Origin of the sequence: Aureimonas pseudogalii, assembly GCF_014196835.1 — a bacterium.
Classification (GTDB): Bacteria; Pseudomonadota; Alphaproteobacteria; order Rhizobiales; family Rhizobiaceae; genus Aureimonas; species Aureimonas pseudogalii.
In genome coordinates this window covers 1183272-1209289 of the sequence record NZ_JACIEK010000001.1, presented here as the reverse complement: position 1 = coordinate 1209289, position 26018 = coordinate 1183272, and the positions used below count along the sequence as shown (strand labels likewise).

Genomic DNA, 26018 nt, shown 5'->3' with positions numbered 1-26018 from the left:
TGACGAGGACCGGGGGCCTTCCTCCTCTTCCCCTCGGAGACTTGCCGCATGGACGGTGCGCAGACTGACCTGTTCGACCTGAGCTGGGGAACCCGCTACGATCCCGCGGGGACGCTGTTCCGGCTCTGGGCGCCCAGCGCCAAGGCGATCGATCTCGCGATCGCCGAGCCCGAGCGCTACATGCCCGAGATCTTCCAGCCGATGACGAAGACCGCCGACGGCTGGTGGGAGATCCGCACCGACGCCGTGGCGCCGGGCGGCGGCTACGGCTTCCGGCTCGACGGCGAGAAGGTGGTGCCGGACCCGGCGGCGCGTGCGCAGGGCGGCGACGTCCACTGGCTGTCGCGCCTCGTCGATCCCAACGCCTACGAGTGGAAGGCGAAGGACTGGACGGGCCGCCCGTGGCACGAATGCGTCTTCTACGAGATGCATGTCGGCACGTTCACGCCGGAGGGCACGTTCGAGGCGGCGATCGCCAAGCTCGACCATCTGCGCGACGCCGGCATCACCGCCATCGAACTGCTGCCAGTGGCGCAGTTCGGCGGCCAGCGCGGCTGGGGCTACGACGGCGTGCTGCTCTACGCCGCGCATCAGGCCTATGGCGGGCCGGAGGGGCTGAAGCATCTCGTCGACGCCGCGCACGAGCGCGGCCTGATGGTGTTCCTCGACGTCGTCTACAACCATTTCGGACCCGACGGGAACTACATCCCCTCCTACATCCCGGAGTTCTTCCATCAGGAGATCCACACCCCCTGGGGTGCAGCGATCGCCTATGACGAGAAGCCGGTGCGCGACTTCATGATCGAGAACGCGCTCTACTGGCTGACCGAGTACCGCATCGACGGCCTGCGGCTCGACGCCATCGACTCGATCAAGGACACGACCGACACGCCTTTCGTGAAGGAACTGGCCGAGCGCGTGCGCGTCCAGCTCGCCGGCCGACACGTCCACATCACCACCGAGGACGACCGCAACATCACCTGGCACATCGATCGTGCCGGCGACGGGACGATCCCGCTCGTCTCGGGCGAATGGAACGACGACTTCCACCATTGCGCCCACGTTCTCGGCACGATGGACCAGGAAGGCTACTACCGCGACTACGACCCGCATTCGGCCGAGCAGATGGCGACGGCGCTGGCCACCGGCTTCGTCTTCCAGGGGCAGCGCTCCGAGCATCGCGACCGAGACGTCGGCTCGGAATCGGCCTATCTGCCGCCCACCGCCTTCGTCAACTTCATCCAGAACCACGACCAGATCGGCAACCGGGCCTTCGGCGACCGGCTGCGCTCGCTCGCCTCGGGGCGCATCTACGACTGCCTGCAGGCGATCCTGCTTCTGTCGCCGCAGATCCCGCTGATGTTCCAGGGCGACGAGTTCGGCGACTGCAACTCGTTCTGCTTCTTCACCGACTTCGACGGCGAACTGGCCAACGCCGTGTCGCGCGGGCGCAAGAAGGAGTTCAAGAACTTCGCTGCCTTCGAGGACGAGGAGGCGCAGGCGATCTTCCCCGATCCCAACGACGACATGACCTTCGAGATCTCGCGCCTCGACTGGTCGCAGCTCGCCCAGCCCATCCATAAGCGGCGGCTGCAGGTGACGAGCCATCTCCTCAAGACGCGGCGCGAGATGCTGATGCCGCTGCTCGACGGAGCGCAGGGAAACTGCGGCATGGCGCTGGTCGAGGACCGGGCCTTCGCCGTGGCTTGGGAGCTGCAGCCCGGCCGGTTCTACCACCTCTTCGCCAATCTGGAGGATGCGCCCTGGGAGATCGAGGACGGGCTCCTCTCGCCCGCCATCGCCGAGGCCACCCGCGTCTACTCCAACCACAAGGGCGCCACCGACGATCTGCGCAACGGCGTGCTGCCGGGCACGTCCGTGGTCTTCCTCCTGTCCGACACTCAGCTTATCGAGGAGCCCGCCCATGACTGACCGGCTCGACGACCTCGCCACGAGCCACGGCATCCAGACGCGCTACGTCTCCGAGATGGGCGAGGCGCAGGCGATCGAGGACGAGGCCAAGCACGCGCTGCTCGCCGTTCTCGGCGTGGACGGGACGGACGGCGAGCCCGGCGACTTCGGGTCGAGCCAGCAGGTGCCGGCGCATCGCTGCGCGATGCCCGAAAGCCTGTCGGGCCAGCGAAGCTGGGGCATCACCTGCCAGCTCTACGCGCTGCGCTCCGATCGCACGCTCGGCATCGGCGACTTCGCCGATCTGGCAAGGCTCGCCGAGATCGGCGGTGCCGTCGGAGCGGCCTTCGTCGGCGTCAACCCGCTGCACGCGCTCTTCCTCTCCGATCCCGGCCGCTACAGCCCGTATTCGCCGTCCACGCGGCGCTTTCTCAACCCGTTCTACATCGCGGTGGACGCGCTGGGCGGCGGCGCGGCGGCGGTCGAAGCCCTGCGAGGGGAAGACCCGTCGCTCTTCGAGGAACTCGGCGGCGAACTCGTGGACTATGCGGCCGCTGGGGCGCTGAAGGCGCGGCTGCTGCGTACGCTCTTCGAGACGGCGAAAACCTCGCTCGACGCCGATGCCGCCTTTGCCGAGTTCACCGAGAAGGGCGGCGCGCCCCTGCGTGACTTCGCCCTGTTCGAGGCGATCTCGGCGGCGATGGTGAAGGAGGGCGGCAGCGCCGGCTGGCACAATTGGCCGGAGGCTTTCCACAAGCGCAACGGTGACGAGGTGCTCGCGTTCGAGCGCGAGAACGCCGAGGCCGTGCGCTTCCACGAATGGCTGCAATATGTCGCCGACGGCCAGCTCGCCGAGGCGCAGCGCCGCGCCCGCGCGGCCGGCATGCCCATCGGCCTCTATCTCGACTTCGCCGTCGGCGTCTCGCCCGACGGCGCGGAGACCTGGGCCGATCCCGCGCTCACCGTGCGCGACGCGCGCGTCGGCTCGCCGCCCGACATGTTCAATTCCGACGGGCAGGACTGGGGCCTCGCGCCGCTCTCGCCGCGGGCGCTGGCCGAACGCCAGTACCGGCCGCTGTCGGAGGCCTACGACGCGCTGATGGAGCATGCCGGCGCCGTGCGCATCGACCACGCCATGGGCCTCGCCCGGCTCTGGTGGATTCCCGAGGGCGCCCGGTCCGGCGGCGGGGGCTACATGCGCTATCCCCTCGGCGCGATGGTGGATGCGGTGGCCGACGTCTCGCAGCGCCGCAGCTGCCTGGTGATCGGCGAGGATCTCGGCACGGTGCCCGAGGGCTTCCGCGACACGATGGAGGAGGCGCGGATCCTTTCCTACAAGGTGCTTTATTTCGAGCGCTGGAAGGACGGGCTGTTCAAGGAGACGGCGGCGTATCCCGAGTTGTCGCTCGCCTGCGTCTCCACCCACGATCTCGCGACGCTCGCCGGCTGGTGGCATGGCTCCGACATCCGGCTGCGCGCCGAGACCGGGCGCCAGAATGCAGCGGCGACGAAGCGCGACTTGGCCGAGCGCGACCGCGACCGGCGCACGCTGCTGGCCGCGCTCCACCACGAGAACCTGCTCGCGCCCGACTTCCAGGCGATGGCGAAGGGCGAGCGCGACCTGCCGACGGAGATTTCCGGCGAGCTGGCGATCGCCGTCCACCGCTTCGGCGCGCGCACCCGCTCCATGCTCTTCGCGGTGCAGGTGGAGGACATGATCCTCTCGCACCGGCAGCCCAACCTGCCGGGCACCACCGACGAATATCCGAACTGGCGCGTGCGCTCCGACATCCGGCTCGAGGACCTCGAAGCCGACGAACGATTCCAGGCGATGGCCCGCGCGATGCGCGACGAGAGACCGGAGACCCCATGAGCCGACCGCTTGTCGCCACCTACCGCCTGCAGTTCCGCGAGGGCACCGGCTTTGCCGAGGCCGAGGCGCTCGTTCCCTACCTGAAGACGCTCGGCGTCTCGCATCTCTACGCTTCGCCGATCTTCTCGGCCTCGCCCGGCTCGACCCACGGCTACGACGTCGTCGACTACAACCGCTTCGAGGAGAACCTCGGCGGCGACGCCGGCTTCAACGCCATGAGCGACAAGCTGATGGCGGCCGATCTCGGCCTCATCCTCGACTTCGTGCCCAACCACATGGGCGTCTCGCCGGAGAATCTCTGGTGGGAGGACGTATTGCGCTGGGGCCGCGAGAGCCGGCATGCCGACACGTTCGACATCTCCTGGGACGCCGAGAAGATCCTCATTCCGACGCTCGGCAAGCCCTATGGGCAGGCCTTGGAGGAGGGCGATCTCTCCGTGGTGTTCGACGCGTCGCGCTCCGAGATCCGCTTCTCGGCTGCCGGCTACGAGCTGCCGCTCGACCCGCGCACGCTCTCTCACGTCTTCGCCTTCGTCGAGCATGGCGAGCGCGACCGGCTGGTGCGCCGCTTCTCGGCCGCGGTGCCGGCCGACGGCGAGGAGCTCGGCGAACGCTTCGCCGAGCATATCGCCGACCCGACCTTCCTGGCGGCGATGAAGCAGGGCATCGAGGCCGTCAACACCGACCACCAAGCCCTTCACGCGCTGCACGAGGCGCAGGCCTGGCGCCTCGCCTGGTGGCGGCTGGCGCGCGAGAAGCTGTCCTACCGCCGCTTCTTCGAGATCGCCGACCTCATCGGCGTGCGCCAGGAGATGCGCCGCGTCTTCCGCGAGTCGCACCGCACCGTGCTGCGGCTGGCGCGCGAGCGCCGTCTCGACGGCATCCGCATCGACCATGTCGACGGTGTCGCCGACCCCAAGGGCTACCTGCAGGAGCTCGACCAAGCCTTCCAGTCGCTGCGCCGCGACGTGACCATTCATGTCGAGAAGATCCTGACCGGCCCCGAGCGTCTGCGCAAATCGTGGGACATCGAGGGCACCACCGGCTACGAGTTCATCACCGCCGTCGCCGGGCTCTTCGTCGACGGCCGCCGCGAAGACGCGATGACGGCGGCCTACGAGGGCTTCCTCGGCGAGAGCGAGGACCTGCGCGCCATGATCGCCGAGCAGAAGCGGGCGATCTTCACGCACAATCTCGCGGGCGAACTCACCGTCCTCACCGACGAGGCGATGGCGGTGGCCGAACGGGGTCTTGCCACGCGCGACTTCGGCCGCGACGACCTCTCGCGCTCGATCGTCGAGGTCGCCGCGAACCTGCCGGTCTACCGCACCTATGTCGGCGTCGACGGGGTGCCGGAGAAGGACGTCGAGGTCATCGACGACGCCGTGGCGATGGCGCAGGCAGGCCGCGCGGTTGAGGCCAAGGAGCCCGTGGCCTTCGTCGGCCGCCTCCTGAAGCTCGCCTTCGAGGACGGGCGCGACATCACCGGCGCGTTGAACTTCACCCGGCGCTTCCAGCAGACCACCGGCGCGGTGATGGCCAAGGCCGTCGAGGACACCGTCTTCTACCGCTACAACCGGCTGGTGGCGCTGAACGAGGTGGGCGGCGAGCCCGACCACTACGGCACCGACGCGAGCGCCTTCCATGCGGAGATGGCGATCCGGCTGGAAGACCAGCCGGACGGGCTGATGGCCTCCTCCACTCACGACACCAAGCGCGGCGAGGACGCCCGCGCCCGGCTCTACACGTTGAGCGAGGCACCGGACGCCTGGACTGCGATCGTCACGAAGGCCGCCGAGACGCTGAAGGCGTATCGCGAGCCGGTGGGCGAGGGGCACGTCTCGCCCGATCCCGCCACCGAATGGGGCTTCTACCAGTCGCTCCTCGGCGTGCTGCCGGCCGATTTCGACCCGGCGGACGCCGAGGCGCGCAAGGAGATCGCGGCGCGTCTCACGGCCTTCGCCGAAAAGGCGGTGCGCGAGGCCAAGCGCTTCACCTCCTGGACCTCGCCGGCCGAGCCCTACGAGACCGCGCTGAAGCGCTTCGTCGAGGCGGTGATGTCCGAGCGCGAGACCGGCGACTTCCTCGCCGGCTTCTGGAAGAGCGCGCAGCCCTTCGTGGTGGCGGGCGCCCTCAACTCGCTGGCGCAGACGCTGGTGAAGCTGACCGCGCCGGGCGTGCCCGACATCTACCAGGGCACCGAGTTCTACGATCTCAGCCTCGTCGATCCCGACAACCGCCGCAAGGTGGACTTCGCGGCGCGCGAGCGGGCGATGAGCGACGGGCGCAAGGTGGCCGAGGCGCTGCCCGACTGGCGCGACGGCGCGGTGAAGGCCAAGCTCACCGCGGCGGCGCTGAAGGCGCGCATCGCCTCGCCGACGCTCTTCACCACCGGCCGCTACCTGCCGCTGGAGGTCGAGGGCGCGAAGAAGGATCACGTCGTCGCCTTCGCGCGCACCGACGGCGAGGGTCGCGCCGCCGTGACCATCGTGCCGCGCCTCGCGCTGCAGCTTCTGGGCGAGGACGCCACGGTGCCGATGCTCGATCCCGCCGGCTGGGGCGACACGGCGGTGCGCCTGCCCTCGCATCTGGCGGGCGCGCGGTTCGACGACATCCTCGGCGAGCGGCCGGTGACGGGCGGCGCGACCCTGCGCCTGTCCGAGGTTCTGGCGACGCTGCCGGTGGCGCTGCTTCTCGCCGACTGACGAGGAATTGCTCGACCTTAAGGTCTCGGCCGGCACGGGAGGTTGCCGGCCGGGGCCCTATCTCACCTCTGACATGAGACATCAGGACAGGCAGGAGGAAGCCCCGATGACCATTCGCGCCGTCGTCTGGAACGAGTTCATCCACGAGAAGGAGAACGCCGTCGTCCAAGCGGTCTATCCCGACTCGATCCACGAGACGATCGCGCGGGCGCTGCGCGAAGACGGCGAGATCACGGCGACCACCGCGACGCTGGAGGAGCCCGAGCACGGCCTGAGCCAGAACCGGCTCGACGAGACCGACGTACTGCTCTGGTGGGGGCACAAGGCGCATGGGCAGGTGTCCGACGCCGTCGTCGACCGCGTGCAACAGCGGGTGAACGAGGGCATGGGCCTCGTCGTCCTCCATTCCGGCCATTTCTCGAAGATCTTCAAGCGGATGATGGGCACGCCCTGCTCGCTGCGCTGGCGCGAGGCGGGCGAGCGCGAGCGGCTCTGGGTGATCAATCCCAGCCATCCGATCGCGCAAGGCATCGACAAGGCGATCGAGCTGCCGAACTCCGAGATGTACGGCGAGCCCTTCCTCGTGCCCGAGCCCCTGGAGACCGTGTTCGTCTCCTGGTTCGAGGGCGGCGAGGTGTTTCGATCGGGGCTGACCTACCAGCGCGGGGCGGGGCGCATCTTCTATTTCGAGCCCGGCCACGAGACCTACCCGATCTATCACGACCCGCAGATCCAGACGGTGCTGCGTAACGCCGTGCGATGGGCCTACAATCCGGCCAAGCCCTGGAAGGACGTGTCGGAGGCGCCCAACGTGCCGATCGAGACGGCGCGCGAAAAGCTGGAGCGCAAGGGGGGCTCGCTGCACAAGGCCGGCGAGGCCGGATACCGATGAGCCCGGACGCGGTGAAGAAGGAGCTTCGCATCCTCATTCTCGGCACGGGCGGCATTGCCCATCGCCACGCCGAGCATTTCTCCTCCATCCCGGGCTGCCGCGTCGTCGCGGCGGTGGACACCAACATCGAGCGCGCCCGGACGTTCGCCGCTGAGCATGGGATCGCGGAGGCCTTCACAGGCCTCGACGAGGCCATCGCCTGGGGGCGGTTCGACGCTGCCGTGAACTCGACGCCGGACGGCGTGCACAAGGCGACGACGCTGACGCTGATGGCGGCGGGCAAGCCGGTGTTCTGCGAGAAGCCGCTGGCGGTGGACTATCCCGACGCCCTCGAGATGACCGAGGCCGCCGAGGCCGCCGGGCTCGTCAACATGGTCAACCTCACCTATCGCAACGCCCACGCGCTGCAGATGGCGCGGCGCATGGTGGACGAGGGCCGGATCGGCACCATCCGGCACTTCGAGGCGAGCTATCTGCAGAGCTGGCTGACCGGCCAGCACTGGGGCGACTGGCGCACCGAAGAGCGCTGGCTCTGGCGCCTGTCCTCGGACCACGGCTCGAAGGGCGTGCTCGGCGACATCGGCATCCACATCCTCGACTTCGCGACCTTCGGGTCCGGTCTCGACATCGCCGCGTTGCAGGCGCGCATGAAGGTGTTCGACAAGGCCGAGGGCGGGCGGATCGGCGACTACACGCTCGACGTCAACGACAGCGTGGCGATGACGGTGGAGATGACGAACGGCGCGCTCGGAGTCATCCACATGAGCCGCTACGCCACCGGCAATCTCAACGATCTGCATCTCATTCTCTACGGCGAGAGAGGGGCGCTGCGGATCTGGGCCAACCAGCTGGATTCGCGGCTGGAGGTGTGTCTGGGCGCCGACATCGAGACGGCCACCTGGTCCCGTGTGGAATGCCCGGTGACCCCGCGCAACGAGCACCGCTTCGCCATGGCGATGATGAGTGGCGACAACGGCCAGCCGGATTTCCGGCGCGCCGCCGAGATCCAGAAGCTGCTCGACCTCTGCTTCGTCTCGGACCGCGAGGGGCGGATGCTGATCGTGGACTAAGCGGGGTTAACAACCTTCGCAGGTTTCGTCCCGCTGGCTCTTCTCCGCGATCCCGCCTCCTGTCAGTCTCGCGGGCGAGCAGACGGACAAAGGGTCGAAGGAATGCGCGACGCGCCCACGGGCTTCGCACGACATATGCGACGCAGGCGTTGGCTGTCCCGGGTCAAGATCGTGCTGCTCGTCGGGGTCATCCCCTTCGCGCCCTGGCTCTCCGGCCAAGTGGAGACCCTTCCCCTATGGGAGGCCCTGACCTTCTGGTGCCGTATCGCCGTCGTCCTCTTCGGCCTGCGTGCCGCCGTCCACGTCTTCCGCTCTCTGGAGACATGGCGTCGATCGCGGCGGACGTGGCATCCGAGACCGTTAGGGAGGCCCTCCTCGCCTGGTGCGGATGGTCTCAAGCCGACGCCTGAGAGGCCGGGCGACGAGCGCCCCTGACCTTTCGGCGTCGTCTCGCCGGCAACCCGTCCGGCCTTTGTCGTCGGTCGAAGAGGCACCGGCATCTCTGCGAACACAAATGCTCGTGCCGATCGGCGACACCGGCTAATTCTTATTTTCGCCGCCCGATCGTCCACGAAATCGACGCAATCTCTTCGCGACGCAGCACGATCACGCCGGTGTCTCTTCGGTAAGAGAATATGATCGGAATCAGCGGGTTGGTCCGATTGATCGGGCAGGCTTAAAGGTTCTATCAACCGTTCTGCGCGATGGTGCGCTGCCGACCGCCTCCACACGAAGACGCGCTCTCCTGAGAGCAAACGATCGCCCGATCGCGATGCCGGCTTGTCAAAATTCGATGAAAAGTCGCTCGCCATGCAGTCCGGTATCCTCCTCGCCTTCGCGGCGTATCTCGCCTATTCCTGTTCCGACGCCGCGGGGAAGATGCTGGGAGCGCAGCTCCCGATCTTCGAGATCGGCTTCTTCATGTCGCTCATCGCGCTGGCGCCCGCGCTGCTTCTGAAGCGCGCCGACGAGACTTGGCGCGCGCTCGCGGCCCCCAAGCGCCCGCTACTCGTGCTGGCGCGCATGGGCACCGGCACGTTCGGCGGCATCTCGGCGGTCTACGCCTTCACCCATCTGCCGATGGCCGAGGCCTATTCGCTGATCTTCCTCCTGCCGGTCTTCGTGGCGGTTCTGTCCGGCCTCTTCCTCAAGGAGGTCGTTGGCCTGTCGCGCTGGGTGGCGCTGCTCGGCGGTCTGGCGGGCGTGATGCTCGTGGTGCGGCCCGGCTTCAACGCGCTGACGCTCGGCCATCTCGCGGCGCTCGCCTGCGCCTTTTCCGGCGCGCTCACGTCCATCCTGCTGCGCCAGCTCGGGCCGACCGAGAAGCGCCTGACGCTGGTCGGCGCCGTGCTGGTCGCGGCGACGGTGGTGAACGGCGTCCTGATGATCCCGAGCTTCGTCGCGCCGACGGCCGCGCACTGGCCAATCCTCGTCGCCGGGGGTCTCGCGGCCGGCATCGGGCACATCGCGATGGTGACGGCGGCGCGTCTGGCGCCGGCGAGCCGCATCGCCCCGGCGCAGTACAGCCAGATCGTCTGGGCCGCGATCCTCGGCGCCGCGATCTTCGGCGAGTTTCCCGATCCGATCGCGGTGGCGGGCATGGCGCTCGTCGGCTTCTGCGGCGTAATGACGCTCAGTGGCGGCGACGCGGCCGCGGCGAAGCCCGCCCGAAACCGCTTCCTGCGGCTGCGCAAGGCCTGATCTCTCGCGTCTTCCGGGGTTTGAAGGGCTCGTCGCATCTGCGGCGGGCCCTTCGTTTTTGCACTGCCGCACGGCCTGCTTGCGCTGTCGTATCCAGCTACTACCCGGCCGTTTGCGTCGCGCCCTAGGCTGAGGGTCAGGGACGGGCGCCCGCCAGATGGGGTCGGCCAAGGCAGGGAAGCAGACAGCGTGGCGAAGCTCATCCATTCGATGATCCGGGTTCTCGACGAGGCGCGCTCGCTCGCCTTCTACGAGGCGGCCTTCGGGCTTGAGGTCGCCGACCGCATCGCGTTCGACGGGTTCACGCTGATCTACATGAGCAACGCCGAGAGCGGCTTCGAGCTGGAACTCACCGTCAACGGGGGCCAGTCCGGCCCTTACGATCTCGGCAATGGCTACGGCCATCTGGCGGTGTCGGTGGAGGATCTCGAGGCCGAGCACGCGCGGCTTCGCGCCGCCGGCCTGACGCCGAAGGACATCAAGGTGCTGAACGCCCCCGGTGGCGGCGTGGCGCGCTTCTTCTTCATCGAGGACCCCGACGGCTACAAGATCGAGGTTCTCGAGCGCGGCTGGCGCTTCCGCTAGCGGCGTCGACCACGAGGCGAGGGGCCGCCGGCGCCGGGAGGCGTCGATCCGGCCGGCCCCCGAACGGGAGGACGGGCATGATCGAGATGCAGCAGACCGCCGGCGGGCTCTCCCGCCGCGGGTTCCTCAAGGGCGCGGCGACCGGGCTCGTCGCGATGACCATCCTGCCGAGCGGCCTCGTGACGGGGGAGGCCTTCGCGCAGATGCCGAAGGCGACGAAGCCCGAGACCTTCGCCTCGCTCGTGCAGATGTCGCGCGACTGCTACCCGCACGACCAGATTCCCGACAAGCACTACGCCACCGCCGTCGAGATCATCGACGAGGCCGCGCGCGGCTCGCCCGACCAGCTCGACCTTCTGGAAAGCGGCATGGCGGCGCTGAACCGGGCGGCAGCGGCCGCCCACGGCGTGCCCTACGCGCAGGTGAAGGCCGAGGCCGACCGGGTGGCGCTGCTCAAGGCCATCGAGCCCGAGCCCTTCTTCCAGAAGGTGCGCGGCAATCTCGTGGTCGGGCTCTACAACCAGAAGGATCTCTGGCCGGTCTTCGGCTACGAGGGCTCGTCCTTCGACAAGGGCGGCTATCTCGAACGCGGCTTCGACGACATCGACTGGCTCGCCTGAGCGGCCCGCCGCCGTTTCCATCTTTCATCCAGCAAGCGCCCGCAGACCCAACCTCGTGAGACGAAAAAGACGAGGACGGACCCCGACGGGCGGGGAGGAGTTCGACCATGCCCGCACCCTACGATCTCAACGACGACGCCGTGTTCGTCATCGTCGGCTCCGGCGCCGGCGGCGGAACGCTCGGCACGCAACTCGCCCTCAAGGGCATCGACACCGTCATCCTCGAAGCCGGCCAGCGGCACGAGACCTGGGACTTCATCAATGACGAGTGGGACAGCTTCGCCCAGCTCGCCTGGACCGACAAGCGGATGACGTCGGGCTCCTGGGAGATCACCAAGAGCTTCCCGAACCTGCCGGCCTGGATCGTCAAGGCGGTTGGCGGCTCGACGGTTCATTGGGCCGGCGCCTCGCTGCGCTTCCAGGAGCACGAGTTCAAGACGCGCACCCATTACGGCGAACTCGCCGGCGCCAACCTCCTTGACTGGCCCGTCGACCTCCAGGAGATGGAGCCCTGGTATGCGCAAGCGGAGACGCGCATGGGCGTGACGCGCACCAACGGCATTCCGGGACTGCCCGGCAACAACAACTTCAAGGTGCTGGAGGCCGGCGCCCGCAAGATCGGCTACAAGGAAGTCCACACCGGCAACATGGCGATCAACTCCGAGCCGCGCGACGATCGCGGCTCGTGCATGCAGCTCGGCTTCTGCTTCCAGGGCTGCAAGTCCGGCGCCAAATGGTCGACGCTGGTGGCCGAGATCCCGAAGGGCGAGGCGACCGGCAGGCTGGAGGTGCGCCCGAGCTGCCAGGTGCTGCGCATCGAACACGACGAGTCAGGCAAGGTGACGGGCGTCGTCTATGCCGATGCCGACGGCGTCGAGCAGCGCCAGAAGGCGCGTGCCGTGGCGGTGGCTGGCAACTCGATCGAGAGCCCGCGCCTCCTCCTCAACTCGCATTCCGCGAAATTTCCCGACGGTCTCGCGAACTCCTCGGGGCAGGTGGGGCGCAACTACATGCGCCACACCACGGGCACGGTCTACGGCCTCTTCGACAAGCCGGTGCATATGTACCGGGGCACCACGATGGCCGGCATCGTGCGCGACGAGGCGCGCCACGACACGAGCCGCGGCTTTGCCGGCGGCTACGAGTTCGAGACGCTGTCGCTCGGCCTGCCCTTCATGGCCGCCTTCCTCGACCCGCTGAAATGGGGGCGCGACTTCTCCGACGCGCTCGACAATTACAAGAACCTCGCGGGCATGTGGATCGTCGGCGAGGACATGCCGCGCGAGGACAACCGCATCACGCTGGCCGAGGAGAAGGACGCCTTCGGCATGCCCGTCGCCTCCGTCCATTTCGACGACCACGAGAACGACACGGCGATGCGCGACCACGCCTACCGGCAGGGCACCGCCATGTACGATGCGGTGGGTGCGATCCGCACCATCCACACGCCGCCCTATCCCTCCACCCACAACATGGGCACCAACCGGATGAGCGAGCGGGCGCAGGACGGCGTCGTCAACCGCTTCGGCCAGACGCACGACATCCCCAACCTCTTCGTGTCCGACGGCTCGCAGTTCACCACGGGCGCCGCCGAGAACCCGACGCTGACGATCGTGGCGCTGGCGCTGCGCCAAGCCGACCACATCGCCGGGCGCATCGGGCGCGGCGAGTTGTAGGCGGCATTCTGCCGGCCCGCGCAACGCGGGCGGCAGCGTCGCTCGCCGTGTTGCACGCCGGGCCCTCGATCCCGGTCGCCGCTCGCGGCGGCCGGGCTCCGCGACGACGACGGTCGGTGTCCGCTCGCCGTGCCGGGACCGTGCGCGGCTCCTCCCCGCCTGCGGCCCCGGTCGTCGTCGCCCGAACCTCGCAACGGGCGCAAGGCGGAGACGGCCGCGCGCTCATCGCCAGTCCTCATCCCATTCCCGCACGAAACCCGGAACGACCCATGATCCCGCAGGCCCGCATTCTCGTCGCCGCGACCGCTCTTCTGCTCGGCGCGTCCGCCAGCGGCGCGGACGCCGCCGACCACGTCGTGAAGATGCTCAATCTCGGCGCGAAGGGGCCGATGGTGTTCGAGCCCGACTTCGTGACGGCCGCGCCCGGCGACACCGTCACCTTTGTGCCGACCCAGCCCGGCCACAATGTCGAGGGCATCAAGGGCATGCTGCCGGACGGCGTCGCACCGTTTCGCGGCGACTTCAACAAGCCCTACACGCTCAGCGTCACCACGGAGGGGCTCTACGGCGTGAAGTGCACGCCGCATTACGGGATGGGCATGGTGGCGCTGGTCGTGGTCGGCGCACCCGCCAACCTCGATGCCGCGAAGGCGGTGAAGCATCCCGGCAAGGCGCAGCCGGTCTTCGCCGAACTGCTGGCGCAGGCCGGCGCGAACTGACGTCGGCTTCGGACAGCAAGGGGGCCGAGCCGGAGACTCGGGAGCCCACGGTCGGGACGGCCCGTCGCTCTATGCGCGACGATCAGGCGGCGACGCGCACGGGGGCGCGCACCGCGCCCTGGCGCTCGGCCTGCTGCAGGCAGGCGCAGCGCAGCAGCGAGGTGAAGTTGCGGGCCTCGCCATGAAGGTCGAGCACCTCGTCGTAGAGCACGGTCAGGAAGCGCGGCAGCGACATGCCCTGCGAGCGCGCCAGCTCCTCCAGAGCCCGCCAGTACACCGCTTCGAGCCGGATCGAGGTCGCGTGGCCGCCGAGCCGCACCGAGCGCGTCTCGCTCTCGTATTCCGCCACCGGGATCCCCGAAAACAGATGGCACATGGTCGATCCCTTCCGCCCTGGAATCATTCCAGTATGGGAACTTTGCGGCTCGATACAATCGGCGTCTCGTGCTGCATTGCAACGGCGAGCGAGTTCGCGTTCACTCCCACCCCGGGTTCGGCAATCGGGGGAACGACATGGCGATTCGCAAGATTCTGGTGGCCAACCGGTCGGAAATCGCCATCCGCGTGTTCCGCGCGGCGAACGAACTCGGCATCAAGACGGTGGCGATCTGGGCCGAGGAGGACAAATACGCCCTCCACCGCTTCAAGGCCGACGAGAGCTACCCGATCGGGCGCGGCGCGCATCTCAAGCGCGATCTCGGGCCGATCGAGAGCTACCTGTCGATCGAGGAGGTGATCCGGGTCGCGAAGCTCTCGGGCGCCGACGCCATCCATCCCGGCTACGGCCTCCTGTCGGAGAGCCCGGAATTCGCCGATGCCTGCGCAGAAGCCGGCATCACCTTCATCGGCCCGACGCCCGACACGATGCGCCGCCTCGGCAACAAGGTCGCCGCGCGCAATCTCGCGATCGAGGTGGGCGTGCCCGTGGTGCCCGCCACCGAGCCGCTGCCGGACGACATGGAGGAGGTGCGCCGCCTCGCCGGGACCGTCGGCTACCCCATCATGCTGAAGGCCTCCTGGGGCGGGGGCGGGCGCGGCATGCGCGCCATTCGCGCGCCGCAAGATCTCGCCCGAGAGGTGACCGAGGCCAAGCGCGAGGCGATGGCCGCCTTCGGCAAGGACGAGGTCTATCTCGAAAAGCTGGTGGAGCGTGCCCGCCACGTCGAGGTGCAGATCCTCGGCGACACGCACGGCACGGTGGTCGATCTCTTCGAGCGCGACTGCTCGATCCAGCGCCGCAACCAGAAGGTCGTGGAGCGCGCCCCCGCGCCCTATCTCGACGACGCCCAGCGCCGCGAGCTCTCGGCCTATGCGCGCAAGATCTGCGCGGCCACGGCTTACGTCGGCGCCGGCACGGTCGAGTTCCTGATGGATGCCGATACCGGCGCCTTCTACTTCATCGAGGTGAACCCGCGCATCCAGGTCGAGCACACCGTGACCGAGCAGGTGACGGGCATTGACATCGTCAAGGCGCAGATCCACATCCTCGACGGCCACGCGATCGGAACGGCCGGATCGGGCGTGCCGCGCCAGGAGGACATCCGCCTCAACGGCCACGCCCTCCAGTGCCGCATCACCACCGAAGACCCCGAGCACAATTTCATTCCCGACTACGGGCGCATCACCGCCTATCGCGGCGCCACCGGCTTCGGCATCCGGCTCGACGGCGGCACGGCCTATTCGGGCGCCATCATCACGCGCTTCTACGATCCGCTCTTGGAAAAGATCACGGCGTGGGCGCCCTCGCCGGAGGAGGCGATCGCGCGCATGCACCGGGCGTTGCGCGAGTTCCGCATCCGCGGCGTGGCGACCAACCTCACCTTCCTCGAAGCGATCATCACGCACCCGGCCTTTGCCGACAACAGCTACACGACGCGCTTCATCGATACGACGCCCGAGCTCTTCGCGCAGGTGAAGCGCCGCGACCGAGCCACCAAGCTTCTGACCTATCTCGCCGACGTCACCGTCAACGGCCATCCCGAGACGCGCGGACGCCCCAAGCCCCCGGCCGACGCGCGCCGCCCGCTGGCGCCGGTCTTCGACGCGCCCGTCCGGCCGGGCTCGCGCCAGCGCCTCGACGAACTCGGGCCGAAGGGCTTCGCCGCCTGGATGCTCGCGCAGAAGCCCGTCCTCGTCACCGACACGACGATGCGCGACGGGCACCAGTCGCTGCTCGCCACCCGCGTGCGCACCCACGACATCGCCGGCATCGCCGACGCCTACGCCCGCGCGCTGCCTGAGCTTCTGTCGCTGGAATGCTGGGGCGGCGCCACCTTCGACGTCGCCATGCGCTTCCTCACCGAGGATCCGTGGGAGCGCCTCGCGCTGATCCGCGAGCGCGCCCCCAACATCCTCCTGCAGATGCTACTGCGCGGCTCCAACGGCGTCGGCTACACCAACTATCCCGACAACGTCGTGAAGCAGTTCGTCCACGAGGCAGCCAAGGGCGGCGTCGATCTCTTCCGGGTGTTCGACTGCCTGAACTGGGTGGAGAACATGCGCGTCTCCATCGACGCGGTGCTGGACGAGGGCAAGCTCGTCGAGGGCGCGATCTGCTACACCGGCGACCTCTTCGACCCTGAGCGCTCGAAATACGACCTGAAATACTACGTGGCGCTCGCCAAGGAGATGGAGCGCGCCGGGGCGCACATTCTCGGCCTCAAGGACATGGCGGGCCTTCTAAAGCCGGCGGCCGCGCGGGTGCTGGTGAAGGCGCTGAAGGAGGAGGTGGGCCTGCCCGTCCACTTCCATACGCACGACACGTCCGGCATCGCGGCGGCCACGATTCTCGCCGCGGTGGAGGCGGGCGTCGATGCGGTGGATGCGGCGATGGACGCGCTCTCGGGCAACACCTCGCAGGCCTGCCTCGGCTCGGTGGTCGAGGCGCTGCGCGGATCGGAGCGCGATCCCGACCTCGACGGCGACGCCATCCGGCGGATCTCCTTCTACTGGGAGGCCGTGCGCACGCAATATGCCGCCTTCGAGAGCGACCTCAAGGGACCGGCCTCGGAGGTTTATCTCCACGAGATGCCGGGCGGCCAGTTCACCAACCTCAAGGAGCAGGCTCGTTCGCTCGGGCTGGAGACGCGCTGGCACGAGGTGGCGCAGACCTATGCCGACGCCAACCGCATGTTCGGCGACATCGTGAAGGTGACGCCCTCCTCGAAGGTCGTCGGCGACATGGCGCTGATGATGGTGGCGCAGGACCTCACCGTCGCCGACGTCGAGAGCCCCACGCGCGACATCGCCTTCCCGGATTCGGTGGTGGCGATGCTGCGCGGCGATCTCGGCCAGCCCCCCGGCGGTTGGCCGGAAGGGTTGCAGAAGAAGGCGCTGAAGGGCGAGACGCCGATCACGGTGCGGCCGGGCTCGCTCATCCCCGACGCCGACCTCGCCGCCGAACGCACCGCCATCGCGGAGAAGCTCGGGCGCAAGGTGAGCGACGCCGAATTCGCCTCGTTCCTGATGTACCCGAAGGTCTTCACCGACTTCGCGCTGGCCGCCGAGACCTACGGCCCGGTGTCGACGCTGCCGACGCCGAACTATTTCTACGGCATCGGCACGGAGGAGGAGATCCTCGTCGATCTCGAGCCCGGCAAGACGCTGGTGATCCGCTGCCTCGGCACCGCCGACACCGACGAGAAGGGCAAGAGGACCGTGTTCTTCGAGCTCAACGGCCAGCCGCGCCGGGTGAAGGTGCCCGACCGCTCCAACGCGGGCGGCAGTGCGGCGCGGGCGAAGGTCGAGCCGGGCAACGCCGCCCATGTCGGCGCGCCCATGCCCGGCGTCGTCTCGACGCTGGCGGTCGCACCCGGCCAGTCGGTGAAGGCCGGCGACGTGCTCCTCTCCATCGAGGCGATGAAGATGGAGACGGCGCTCCATGCCGAGCGCGACGGCGTGGTCGAGGCCGTGCACGTGCGCACCGGCGACCAGATCGACGCCAAGGACCTTCTGGTCGTCTTCGCGCCCTGAGACGCAGGAGCCCTGCGGCGGGGCGCTCGCCCCGCCGGCCCGGCGCCCCATCTCCACTGGCTTGCGGCGCCGCTCGACGGGTGCCCCCGAGAGGAGACCGCCCGATGACTGCCGAACGCCCTGCGCCCCCGGCTTCGTCCGATGCCCCGCCCGTGGTGTCGGCGAAGGATGCCGCTCCGCCCGAGGCGGCGAAGATCGCCCTCGAATATCTGTCCGGCAAAGTGAAGAAGCCGGCGGGCGACGTGCTGCTCCTGTCGGTTCTGGCCGGCGCCTACATCGCCTTCGGGTCGATCCTCTACATCGTCACCTCGGCGGGCGGGGGCGCCTATTCCGGGCCGCAGCACCTGATCGCCGGCGCGAGCTTCGCGGTCGGCCTCGTGCTCGTGGTGATCGCCGGCGCCGAACTCTTCACCGGCGACACGATGCTGGTGATCAACCGGATGCGCGACACGCTGGACGCCGCCACGATGTGGCGCTTCTGGGCGCTCGTCTACGGCGGCAACCTCGTCGGCGCGCTGCTGATCGCCGCGCTCTTCGTGGCGGCGGGCGGCCACATGCCGGGCGAGGGGGCGGTCGGTCTCAGCGCGCTCGAGATCGCCGCCACCAAGACGGGCAAGGGCTGGGTGGCGCTGCTCGCCGGCGGCATCCTCGCCAACATGCTGGTGTGCCTCGCGATCTGGGTGACGCAGGCCGCCCGCACCGTGCCCGGCAAGATCCTGGCGCTGCTGCTGCCCGTCGCCGCCTTCGTCGCCGCCGGCTTCGAGCACTCGGTCGCCAACATGTCGATCATCCCGATCGCGCTTCTGGTGAAGGCCTTCGCCGCGCCCGAGTTCTGGACGGGAATTTCCCACACCGCCGCCGATTTTCCGACGGTGACGCTCGGCGGCTTTGTCAGAAACCTCGTCGTCGTCACCCTCGGCAACATTTTCGGCGGCGCCTCGATCGGCCTGTCCTACTGGTTCGCCTATCTGAAGAAGCGCGACGCCTGACAAGCACGAATGGGTTGCGCCCTGCCGTTCAATCATGCAAGATCGTGCAGAAACCGATCCAAACGGGTAAAATGATGGCCGGCACCCTCCTTACGCGCCAGCGCCAGAGCCTGCTCGCCGAGCGTCTCGCGCGGGACGGGCGCGTGGTGGCGAACGAGATCGCGCGCGAACTCGGCATCTCCGACGACACGGTGCGGCGCGACCTTCGCGAGATGGCGGCGGCCGGTCTCTGCGAGCGCGTCTATGGGGGCGCGCTGCCGCTCGCGCCGCAGACCGGCACGCTGGCGGAACGGCGCGACCAGATGGCCGGCGCCAAGGAGCGCCTCGCCGCCGCCGCCGTGCCGCTCATCGGGGAGGGCGCCACGATCTTCGTCGATGCCGGCTCCACCAACGCGGCGGTGGCCGCGGCGCTCGGGTCCGTGCGCCGGCTGACCCTTCTCACCAATTCGCCGGCGGTGGCGCTGGCCGTGCCCACTGCTCCCGGCATCGAGACGCTGCTCGTCGGCGGGCGCTACGATCCCGCGCTCGGCGCGTGCCTCGGCAGCCGGGCGCTGCGCGAGGCCGGCGAGTTCCACGCCGATCTCATGATTCTCGGCGCCTGCGGGGTCGACGCGGAGGCGGGCGTCACCGCCTTCAGCCAGGACGAGGCCGAGTTCAAGCGCCGCGTCGCGGAGGGCGCGCGCGCCGTGATGGTGGTCGCCACCGCCGACAAGCTGCGCACCGCTGCCCCGTTCCGCGTGCTGGCGCCCGGCCGGCTCACCCATCTCGTCACGCAGGCGTCCGGCGATCCTGCGACGCTGCGGGCCTTCGAGGCCGCCGGCACGACGGTCCACCGCATCGCCGACGCCTGACCGCCGTCCCGTTCCCGCGTTCACGCCCATTTCGAATCTCTCGCGAAAGCGTCCGTTCTCCCATGAAGATCCCCGCCTCGTTCCCGCCGAGCCGCCGCGCCGTGTCGCTCGCCTTCCTCGCCAACGGCTTCGTGATGGGCAACTGGACCCCGCAGGTGCCCGTGCAGGCCGAGCGCCTCGGGCTCGACGAGGCGCGCCTCGGGCTTCTGATCCTCGTGATCGGCATCGGCGCCATCGTCGCCATGCCGCTCGTCGGCGCCGCCGTCTCGCGCTTCGGCTCGCGCCGCCCCGTGCTTGTGCTGCAGGCGCTCCTCGCCTTCGCGCTGCCGCTGCTGACGCTCGCGCCCAATCCCACGGCCGCGGCGGTCGCGGTGTTCTTCTTCGGCATGACCATGGGCGGCATGGACGTCGCGATGAACGCCAACGCCGTCTCGGTGGAGCGGCGCCTGCCGAAGGCGATGATGTCGTCCTGCCACGGCTTCTGGTCGATCGGCGGTTTTGCCGGCGCCTTCGTCGGCGGCCCGCTCATCGCCGCGCTCGGCCCCTTCGGCCACACGGTTCTGGTCGGGCTGGTGCTTCTCGCCGCGCTGGTGCCCGTCTCGCGGGCGCTGCGCGAGGACCGCGACGACCGCCCCGCCGTAGCCGACGCCGCATCGGAGGGAGCTCCGGCGGGTCGCAGCCCGACACGCGGCGCCGCGGCCCTCGCCGCCGTGGCGATCGGCGGCTGCGCGCTGTTCGGCATGGTGCCGGAAGGCGCGGCGATCGACTGGAGCGCGATCTACCTGCGCCAGGATCTCGGCGCCGACATCGCCACTTCGGGCTTCGCCTTCGCCGCCTTTTCGGCGACCATGGCGCTCTTCCGCTTCCTCGGCGACGGCATCCGCGACCGGCTGGGGGCGGTGGGCACGGTGCGCGTCTCCGTCGCCTTCGGCATCGCAGGGCTTCTCGTCATCGCGCTGGCGCCGGGCCTCGCCTTCGCGCTGCTCGGCTTCGCCATTCTCGGCGTCGGCCTGTCGAACCTCGTGCCCGTCGCCTTCTCGGCGGCCGGCAACATCGAGGGCCTGAAGCCGGGCATCGCCATCTCGATCGCCACGACGATCGGCTATAGCGGCATTCTCATCGCGCCTTCGGCGATCGGCTTCTTCGCAGGGCGCTTCGGCTTCCCGCCGGTGTTCCTGGCGCTCTCGGCCTGCCTCGTCGTGATCTTCCTGCTCTCGAACCTCATGCGCGGCGCCGACCGGGCCGCCGGGGCGCATGCGCGCGAGACGGTGGCGGCGGAGTGATCCGCCGCCCTTCTTGGGATGTCGTCAGATGCGGCCGAGAAGCAGCAGCACGAGGACCACCACGAGCAGGAAGCCCAGGATGCCGCTCGGCCCGTAGCCCCAGGAGCGCGAATGGCCCCAGGACGGCAGCGCGCCAACCAGCAGCAGAATGAGGACGATGAGAAGAATGGTGCCGAGGGTCATGGGGGACTCCGAGTGAAAACGCGTTCCTTCGCGTTCACAACCCGGTGAGAAACCACCCGGTTCCCTTCATCCGCATCCTTTTGTCGCAGGCCCGTGAGCGGGGGCGGGAGTTCAGATCAGGATCGTCACCCATCCGAGCACCACGACCGTGAAGGCAAGCGCGAAGCCGATCGCCGGACGGGCGCTCCAGCTGCGCGACCAGGGCCAGACCGGCGCGAGCGCGGCGGTCATCACGAGACAGAAAAGGGCGAGGGCGGGGCCGATTGGCACGAAACCTCCGGAAGGGGAAGCGGACGGGCCGCGATGTGCCAGCCGCGCGCCTCCCGATCAAGCCGCGCGGCGTCATGCTCGCGACAAGTTGCGGGTGTTGAAACGCGGCGACGGGCGACGCGACGCCGCCGCCTCTATGATCGAGGCGCGGGGCGCTGTAGACCTTGCCCGCCTGGCGGGGCGTCGTTTCGCCCGCCCGGACCCGCCGCCCAACCGGACCTTCCGCCGATGAACCTGCAAGCCCCCCTCGAACCCGTTCTCGTGGATCCGCTGCCGCGCCGCGGCACCGTGGCGGTGGATGTCGGCGGCGTCCTCGTCGGCGGCGCGGCGCCCGTGGTGGTGCAGTCGATGACCAACACCGACACGGCCGACGTCGACGGCACCGTGCGCCAGGTCGCCGATCTCGCGCGGGCGGGCTCGGAGATCGTGCGCATCACGGTGGACCGCGACGAGGCCGCCGCCGCCGTGCCGCGCATCCGCGAGCGGCTCGACCGGCTCGGGGTCACCGTGCCGCTGGTCGGCGACTTCCACTATATCGGCCACAAGCTGCTGGCCGATCATCCCGCCTGCGCGGCCGCGCTCGCCAAGTACCGCATCAATCCCGGCAATGTCGGCTTCAAGGACAAGAAGGACCGGCAGTTCGTGGAGATCGTCGAGATGGCGATCCGGCACGACAAGCCGGTGCGCATCGGTGTCAACTGGGGCTCGCTCGACCAGGAACTGTTGACGCGGCTGATGGACGCCAACTCGGCGCTGGCCAGCCCGCTGCCGGCGCGCGACGTGATGCGCGAGGCGATCGTCCAGTCGGCGCTCCATTCCGCTGCGCTCGCCGAGGAGACGGGCCTGGCGCGCGAGCGCATCATTCTCTCGGCCAAGGTCTCCAACGTCCAGGATCTCATCGCCGTCTACCGGGATCTCTCGCGCCGCACCGACCATTGCATCCATCTCGGCCTCACCGAGGCCGGCATGGGCTCGAAGGGCATCGTCGCCTCGGCGGCGGCGATGGGCATCCTCCTGCAGGAGGGCATCGGCGACACGATCCGCGTGTCGCTGACGCCCGAGCCCGGCGGCGACCGCACGCGCGAGGTGCAGGTGGCGCAGGAGATCCTGCAGACGATGGGATTCCGCCAGTTCATCCCGATCGTCGCGGCGTGCCCGGGCTGCGGGCGCACCACCTCGACCCTCTTCCAGCAACTCGCCGAGACCATTCAGACCGACATCCGCACCAACATGCCGCTCTGGCGCGAGCGCTATCCCGGCGTCGAGGCGATGACGGTGGCCGTCATGGGCTGCATCGTCAACGGGCCCGGCGAATCCAAGCACGCCGACATCGGCATCTCGCTGCCCGGCACCGCCGAGGTGCCCTCGGCGCCCGTCTACATGGACGGCGTGAAGGTGGCGACGCTGCGGGGGGCGCGCATCGCCGAGGATTTCCACGAGATGGTGCGCCAGTACATCGACCGCCGCTTCGGGCGCCCGGCCGCGCTCGCCGGCACCGCCGCCGCCGAATGAGGCTCGGCGCATGAGGCGGGTCCTTGCGGCCGCATTGTTTCTCGCGGCGGCGCTGGTCGCCCTGCCGGCAGCCGCCGAGCAGCCGGAGAAGGCGTCGGACCCGCGCGTCGGCGCGATCTGCGATCTCATCGCCGAGAATGCCGGCAAGGTCGGCATGCCCCCGGAGTTCTTCGCCCGCCTGATCTGGAAGGAATCGCGCTTCGACGAGAGCGCCCGCTCGCCGGTGGGGGCGCAGGGCATCGCCCAGTTCATGCCCTACACGGCGCGGGAGCGCGGTCTCGCCGACCCCTACGACAAGGGGCAGGCGATCTACCATTCCGCCACGTATCTGCGCGATCTCAGGGCCGAGCTCGGCTCCTGGGGTCTGGCGGCCGCGGCCTACAATGGCGGTATCAACCGCGTGAAGCGCTGGATGAACGCTGGCGGGCGCCTGCCCTACGAGACCGAGGACTACGTGCTCTCGATCACCGCGCAGCCCGCCGCCTGGTTTCGCGACGAACGCCGTGAGGCCGAGGTAACGCCGCTGGTGAAGGATCTCGACTTCGCCAGCGCCTGCCGCAAGCTGCCGATCCTCTCGACACGCGCAGTCTTCGCGGCGGCGGAATCGGCGCCGATGCGCCCCTGGGGCGTGCAGGTGGCCGGCCACCCGAACGAGGCGATCGCCGTGCGTCTCTATCGAAAGTTGCAGGACCGCTATCCCGGCGTTCTCGGCGGCGTCGAGCCGATCGTGATGCGCACCCGCCCGATCTCCGGCCCCCGCCGCATCACCGCCGTGCGCATCGGAGCCAACTCGCGCGGCGAGGCCAACGGCTTCTGCACCAAGTTCCGCGCCGCCGGCGGCGACTGCGTGGTGATGCGCAACTGACGGGGAGTTGGCGGAATTGCATCTTCCGAGCGGCGATCGGCGACGGCCTCTCTCGCAGAGCGAGGTTTCGGGGCGAGACGCAGTTCGCTACAACGGCGAACCATGACCACCGCCCACCCCGCGACCGCCTTCGGCGGACCCATCATCCTGTTCGACGCCGAGTGCGTGCTGTGCTCGGCCAACGCCCGGTTCGTGCTGGAGCGAGATCGCGCCGGTCTCTTTCGCCTCGCGTCGATGCAGGGCGAGGTCGGCCAGGCGCTTTACCGGCGGCATGGCATGGACCCGAACGATCCGGCGAGCATGCTCGTGGTGGAAGGCGATCGGATGCGCCGCGACAGCGACGCCGTTCTGAGCATCTACGAACGGCTCGGCTTTCCTTGGGCGCTCATGCGGATCTTCCGGATCGTACCGGCCTTCGCGCGCGATCCCGTCTACCGCGTCGTCGCACGGAACCGCTACCGCCTGTTCGGTCGACGCGACAGCTGCTGGGTCGCGCCGCAACGCTTCCGGGATCGCATCCTTTGACGGGTTCCCCCGTCGCGCCTTTGCCGGTGTCTGAAGGACACTCGATCGCATGAGGGTTCTGATCCTGGGCGGCTACGGCGTGTTCGGTGGACGGCTCGTCGAGCTGCTGCAGGATGTCGGCGATCTCGAACTCGTTCTCTGCGGCCGGAGTTGGGAGCGCGCACAAGCCTTCTGCGCGTCGTATCGAGGCATCGCGCATGTCGAGCCTCTGGGCCTCGACCGCGCCGACATCCTGCAGGCTTTGCGCAGCCGAAGGCCCGATCTCGTGGTGGACGCCTCCGGTCCGTTTCAGGACTACGGCGCCCATCCATACCGCGTGATCGAAGCGTGCATCGAGGCGGGCGTCGACTATCTCGATTTCGCCGACGCGGCGGATTTCGTCTTCGGCGTCTCCCGCTTCGACGCACAGGCGAAGGCCGCAGGCGTCGTCGTCCTGTCCGGCGTCAGCAGCTTTCCCGTGCTGACCGCGGCGGTGCTGCGCCGGATGGCCGCCACCATGGACATTCGCGTCGTCGAGGGCGGCATCGCGCCTTCGCCCTATGCCGGGATCGGCTTAAACGTGATGCGGGCGGTGTTGGGATATGCGGGCGGACCGGTGAAGCTGCTGCGCGCCGGCCAGCCCTTCGAGGGCCGCGGCCTGACGGAGAGCCGTCGCTTCACGGTGGCCGTTCCCGGTCACCTGCCTCTGCGCAATCTCCGCTTCTCTCTGGTCGACGTGCCCGATCTCCAGGTTCTCCCACCGGAGCATCCGTCGATGACCGACATCTGGATGGGCGCCGGTCCGGTCCCGGAATCTTTGCATCGCTTGCTGAACCTCCTCGCCAAGGCCAGAGCCCTGTTCGGCCTTCCGGCTCTCGCACCGTTCGCAACGCTGTTCCATGCGGTGTTGAAGCGGGCGCGGTTCGGCGCGCATCGCGGCGGCATGTTCGTGTCCGTTTCCGGCAGTTCGGGCGATCGTCCCGTCGTGCGCAGCTGGCATCTTCTGGCGGAAGGCGACGACGGACCGCTCATTCCTTCGATGGCGATCGAGGCTTTGATCCGCAAGAGGCTGCGCGGCGAGAGGCCGGGTGTGGGCGCCAGATCGGCGGTTCACGCGCTGGAGCTCGAGGACTACGAGGCCCTGTTCGAACGCCGCCGGATCGTCTCCGGCTTTCGCGACGAGGGCGAGGGCGACACGATATACAGAGCGATTCTCGGATCCGCTTTTCAGGCACTGCCTGCGGCTTTGAGAGATATCCACGGCGCATCCGCTTCGCGCCGCTGGATGGGCTCGGCCGACGTGACACGAGGGAGCGGGATGATCGCGCGTCTCCTGTGTGCGGCCTTCCGCTTCCCGCATGCGGCGCGCAATGTTCCGGCGATCGTCACCTTCTCGCCGACGCCCGCAGGCGAGCTATGGACCCGGCGCATCGGCAGCCGGACGTTTCGCTCGCTCCAGTCGGCGGGAACGGGACGGGATCGTCATCTTCTGGTCGAACGATTCGGGGTCGCCCGTTTCTCGATCGCTCTCGTACATGAGGGATCACGCCTCAGGTTCGTTCCCCGGCGATGGTCGATCGGACACATCCCGATGCCGGGATGGCTGCTGCCGAGCGGCGAGACGTTCGAGACCGAGCGCGACGGGCGGTTTGCCTTCGACGTCACCATTCGGGTGCCGATCGTCGGCTTGGTCGTCGCCTATCGCGGGACCCTGACGCCGGAAGCGGCGACGACCGATGCGACGGGTGGCGGCGAAATCGCTACCGTCAGCTGAAACCGCTGGCCCGTCCATGCTCGAGTCGGACACCGCTCGGTGGATGGCCGGAGATTCAAACCC

Annotated in this window: 21 protein-coding genes; 18 read left to right on the top strand and 3 right to left on the bottom strand. The window is 69.0% G+C overall.

Going from position 1 to position 26018, the window contains the following annotated elements; genetic code table 11:
- Nucleotides 1-48 precede the first annotated feature (48 nt).
- The 10 genes from treZ to GGR04_RS05740 all read left to right on the top strand — a co-directional run bounded on the left by treZ (nt 49) and on the right by GGR04_RS05740 (nt 13752).
- Complete coding sequence (gene treZ / locus GGR04_RS05785) at nt 49-1932, top strand: malto-oligosyltrehalose trehalohydrolase (protein WP_183198735.1); 1884 nt, start codon at nt 49-51, stop codon at nt 1930-1932.
- Nucleotides 1925-3784 carry a 4-alpha-glucanotransferase gene (gene malQ / locus GGR04_RS05780; protein ID WP_183198733.1) on the top strand — a complete coding sequence of 620 codons (1860 nt, stop codon included), beginning with the start codon at nt 1925-1927 and terminating at the stop codon, nt 3782-3784. The genes treZ and malQ overlap by 8 nt, the downstream gene beginning before the upstream one ends.
- Complete coding sequence (gene treY / locus GGR04_RS05775; RefSeq protein WP_183198732.1) at nt 3781-6489, top strand: malto-oligosyltrehalose synthase; 2709 nt, start codon at nt 3781-3783, stop codon at nt 6487-6489. The genes malQ and treY overlap by 4 nt, the downstream gene beginning before the upstream one ends.
- 106 nt (nt 6490-6595) lie before the next feature.
- Nucleotides 6596-7381, top strand: coding sequence for a ThuA domain-containing protein (locus tag GGR04_RS05770; RefSeq protein ID WP_183198730.1), 786 nt, complete (start codon nt 6596-6598; stop codon nt 7379-7381).
- Nucleotides 7378-8451 (top strand): Gfo/Idh/MocA family protein, encoded by a 1074-nt coding sequence (locus GGR04_RS05765; RefSeq protein ID WP_183198728.1) that lies wholly within the window; start codon nt 7378-7380, stop codon nt 8449-8451. Before GGR04_RS05770 ends, GGR04_RS05765 begins: the two co-directional genes overlap by 4 nt.
- 810 nt (nt 8452-9261) lie before the next feature.
- Nucleotides 9262-10152 carry a DMT family transporter gene (locus GGR04_RS05760; RefSeq protein ID WP_183199032.1) on the top strand — a complete coding sequence of 297 codons (891 nt, stop codon included), beginning with the start codon at nt 9262-9264 and terminating at the stop codon, nt 10150-10152.
- Between the two features lie 189 nt (nt 10153-10341).
- Nucleotides 10342-10737: a VOC family protein gene (locus GGR04_RS05755; RefSeq protein WP_183198726.1), complete on the top strand. Its 396-nt coding sequence runs from the start codon at nt 10342-10344 to the stop codon at nt 10735-10737.
- A 77-nt stretch (nt 10738-10814) separates the two neighbouring features.
- Nucleotides 10815-11357, top strand: coding sequence for a gluconate 2-dehydrogenase subunit 3 family protein (locus GGR04_RS05750; RefSeq protein ID WP_246392673.1), 543 nt, complete (start codon nt 10815-10817; stop codon nt 11355-11357).
- Nucleotides 11358-11464: 107 nt separating this feature from the next.
- On the top strand, nt 11465-13033 hold the full coding sequence (locus GGR04_RS05745; protein ID WP_183198723.1) for a GMC family oxidoreductase: 1569 nt from the start codon (nt 11465-11467) through the stop codon (nt 13031-13033).
- Between the two features lie 269 nt (nt 13034-13302).
- The gene (locus GGR04_RS05740) at nt 13303-13752 is read left to right on the top strand and encodes a pseudoazurin (protein WP_183198721.1); all 450 of its coding nucleotides are present in this window, start codon (nt 13303-13305) and stop codon (nt 13750-13752) included.
- A gap of 82 nt (nt 13753-13834) precedes the next feature.
- Here the strand turns inward: GGR04_RS05740 and GGR04_RS05735 are convergent, their stop codons facing one another.
- Entirely contained in the window at nt 13835-14128 is a 294-nt protein-coding gene (locus GGR04_RS05735; protein WP_183198719.1) for a ribbon-helix-helix domain-containing protein, read from the bottom strand.
- 137 nt (nt 14129-14265) lie between these two features.
- Here GGR04_RS05735 and pyc point away from each other — a divergent pair, with 137 nt between their 5' ends.
- The 4 genes from pyc to GGR04_RS05715 all read left to right on the top strand — a co-directional run bounded on the left by pyc (nt 14266) and on the right by GGR04_RS05715 (nt 20847).
- Nucleotides 14266-17724 carry a pyruvate carboxylase gene (gene pyc / locus GGR04_RS05730; RefSeq protein ID WP_183198717.1) on the top strand — a complete coding sequence of 1153 codons (3459 nt, stop codon included), beginning with the start codon at nt 14266-14268 and terminating at the stop codon, nt 17722-17724.
- Between the two features lie 104 nt (nt 17725-17828).
- Nucleotides 17829-18713, top strand: coding sequence for a formate/nitrite transporter family protein (locus GGR04_RS05725; protein ID WP_183198715.1), 885 nt, complete (start codon nt 17829-17831; stop codon nt 18711-18713).
- Nucleotides 18714-18787: 74 nt separating this feature from the next.
- Nucleotides 18788-19564 (top strand): DeoR/GlpR family DNA-binding transcription regulator, encoded by a 777-nt coding sequence (locus GGR04_RS05720; protein ID WP_183198713.1) that lies wholly within the window; start codon nt 18788-18790, stop codon nt 19562-19564.
- A 62-nt stretch (nt 19565-19626) separates the two neighbouring features.
- Entirely contained in the window at nt 19627-20847 is a 1221-nt protein-coding gene (locus tag GGR04_RS05715) for an MFS transporter (RefSeq protein ID WP_183198711.1), read from the top strand.
- Nucleotides 20848-20871: 24 nt separating this feature from the next.
- Here the strand turns inward: GGR04_RS05715 and GGR04_RS05710 are convergent, their stop codons facing one another.
- Together GGR04_RS05710 and GGR04_RS05705 are read right to left on the bottom strand one after the other, a co-directional pair.
- On the bottom strand, nt 20872-21030 hold the full coding sequence (locus GGR04_RS05710) for a DUF3309 family protein (RefSeq protein ID WP_183198709.1): 159 nt from the start codon (nt 21028-21030) through the stop codon (nt 20872-20874).
- A 111-nt stretch (nt 21031-21141) separates the two neighbouring features.
- Nucleotides 21142-21300 carry a DUF3309 family protein gene (locus tag GGR04_RS05705; RefSeq protein ID WP_183198707.1) on the bottom strand — a complete coding sequence of 53 codons (159 nt, stop codon included), beginning with the start codon at nt 21298-21300 and terminating at the stop codon, nt 21142-21144.
- Between the two features lie 228 nt (nt 21301-21528).
- On the opposite strand from GGR04_RS05705, the gene ispG reads away from it, so the two are divergent.
- The 4 genes from ispG to GGR04_RS05685 all read left to right on the top strand — a co-directional run bounded on the left by ispG (nt 21529) and on the right by GGR04_RS05685 (nt 25955).
- A complete protein-coding gene (gene ispG, locus GGR04_RS05700; RefSeq protein WP_183198705.1) occupies nt 21529-22812 on the top strand; it encodes a flavodoxin-dependent (E)-4-hydroxy-3-methylbut-2-enyl-diphosphate synthase in 1284 nt (427 codons plus the stop codon).
- 10 nt (nt 22813-22822) lie between these two features.
- Nucleotides 22823-23677 (top strand): transglycosylase SLT domain-containing protein, encoded by an 855-nt coding sequence (locus GGR04_RS05695; RefSeq protein WP_183198704.1) that lies wholly within the window; start codon nt 22823-22825, stop codon nt 23675-23677.
- Nucleotides 23678-23779: 102 nt separating this feature from the next.
- Nucleotides 23780-24202 carry a thiol-disulfide oxidoreductase DCC family protein gene (locus tag GGR04_RS05690; protein ID WP_183198701.1) on the top strand — a complete coding sequence of 141 codons (423 nt, stop codon included), beginning with the start codon at nt 23780-23782 and terminating at the stop codon, nt 24200-24202.
- Between the two features lie 49 nt (nt 24203-24251).
- Nucleotides 24252-25955: a saccharopine dehydrogenase family protein gene (locus GGR04_RS05685; protein ID WP_183198699.1), complete on the top strand. Its 1704-nt coding sequence runs from the start codon at nt 24252-24254 to the stop codon at nt 25953-25955.
- Nucleotides 25956-26018: the final 63 nt, after the last annotated feature.

Excerpts from the sequence above, each read along its gene's own strand:
- GGR04_RS05690 (WP_183198701.1), top strand. The coding sequence starts at position 23,780 with ATGACCACCGCCCACCCCGCGACCGCCTTCGGCGGACCCATCATCCTG.
- GGR04_RS05725 (WP_183198715.1), top strand. The coding sequence starts at position 17,829 with ATGACTGCCGAACGCCCTGCGCCCCCGGCTTCGTCCGATGCCCCGCCC.
- GGR04_RS05695 (WP_183198704.1), top strand. The coding sequence starts at position 22,823 with ATGAGGCGGGTCCTTGCGGCCGCATTGTTTCTCGCGGCGGCGCTGGTC.
- GGR04_RS05720 (WP_183198713.1), top strand. The coding sequence starts at position 18,788 with ATGGCCGGCACCCTCCTTACGCGCCAGCGCCAGAGCCTGCTCGCCGAG.
- malQ (WP_183198733.1), top strand. The coding sequence starts at position 1,925 with ATGACTGACCGGCTCGACGACCTCGCCACGAGCCACGGCATCCAGACG.
- GGR04_RS05750 (WP_246392673.1), top strand. The coding sequence starts at position 10,815 with ATGATCGAGATGCAGCAGACCGCCGGCGGGCTCTCCCGCCGCGGGTTC.
- GGR04_RS05710 (WP_183198709.1), bottom strand. The coding sequence starts at position 21,030 with ATGACCCTCGGCACCATTCTTCTCATCGTCCTCATTCTGCTGCTGGTT.
- treZ (WP_183198735.1), top strand. The coding sequence starts at position 49 with ATGGACGGTGCGCAGACTGACCTGTTCGACCTGAGCTGGGGAACCCGC.
- GGR04_RS05715 (WP_183198711.1), top strand. The coding sequence starts at position 19,627 with ATGAAGATCCCCGCCTCGTTCCCGCCGAGCCGCCGCGCCGTGTCGCTC.
- GGR04_RS05685 (WP_183198699.1), top strand. The coding sequence starts at position 24,252 with ATGAGGGTTCTGATCCTGGGCGGCTACGGCGTGTTCGGTGGACGGCTC.
- GGR04_RS05760 (WP_183199032.1), top strand. The coding sequence starts at position 9,262 with ATGCAGTCCGGTATCCTCCTCGCCTTCGCGGCGTATCTCGCCTATTCC.
- ispG (WP_183198705.1), top strand. The coding sequence starts at position 21,529 with ATGAACCTGCAAGCCCCCCTCGAACCCGTTCTCGTGGATCCGCTGCCG.
- GGR04_RS05765 (WP_183198728.1), top strand. The coding sequence starts at position 7,378 with ATGAGCCCGGACGCGGTGAAGAAGGAGCTTCGCATCCTCATTCTCGGC.
- treY (WP_183198732.1), top strand. The coding sequence starts at position 3,781 with ATGAGCCGACCGCTTGTCGCCACCTACCGCCTGCAGTTCCGCGAGGGC.
- GGR04_RS05745 (WP_183198723.1), top strand. The coding sequence starts at position 11,465 with ATGCCCGCACCCTACGATCTCAACGACGACGCCGTGTTCGTCATCGTC.
- pyc (WP_183198717.1), top strand. The coding sequence starts at position 14,266 with ATGGCGATTCGCAAGATTCTGGTGGCCAACCGGTCGGAAATCGCCATC.
- GGR04_RS05770 (WP_183198730.1), top strand. The coding sequence starts at position 6,596 with ATGACCATTCGCGCCGTCGTCTGGAACGAGTTCATCCACGAGAAGGAG.
- GGR04_RS05740 (WP_183198721.1), top strand. The coding sequence starts at position 13,303 with ATGATCCCGCAGGCCCGCATTCTCGTCGCCGCGACCGCTCTTCTGCTC.
- GGR04_RS05735 (WP_183198719.1), bottom strand. The coding sequence starts at position 14,128 with ATGTGCCATCTGTTTTCGGGGATCCCGGTGGCGGAATACGAGAGCGAG.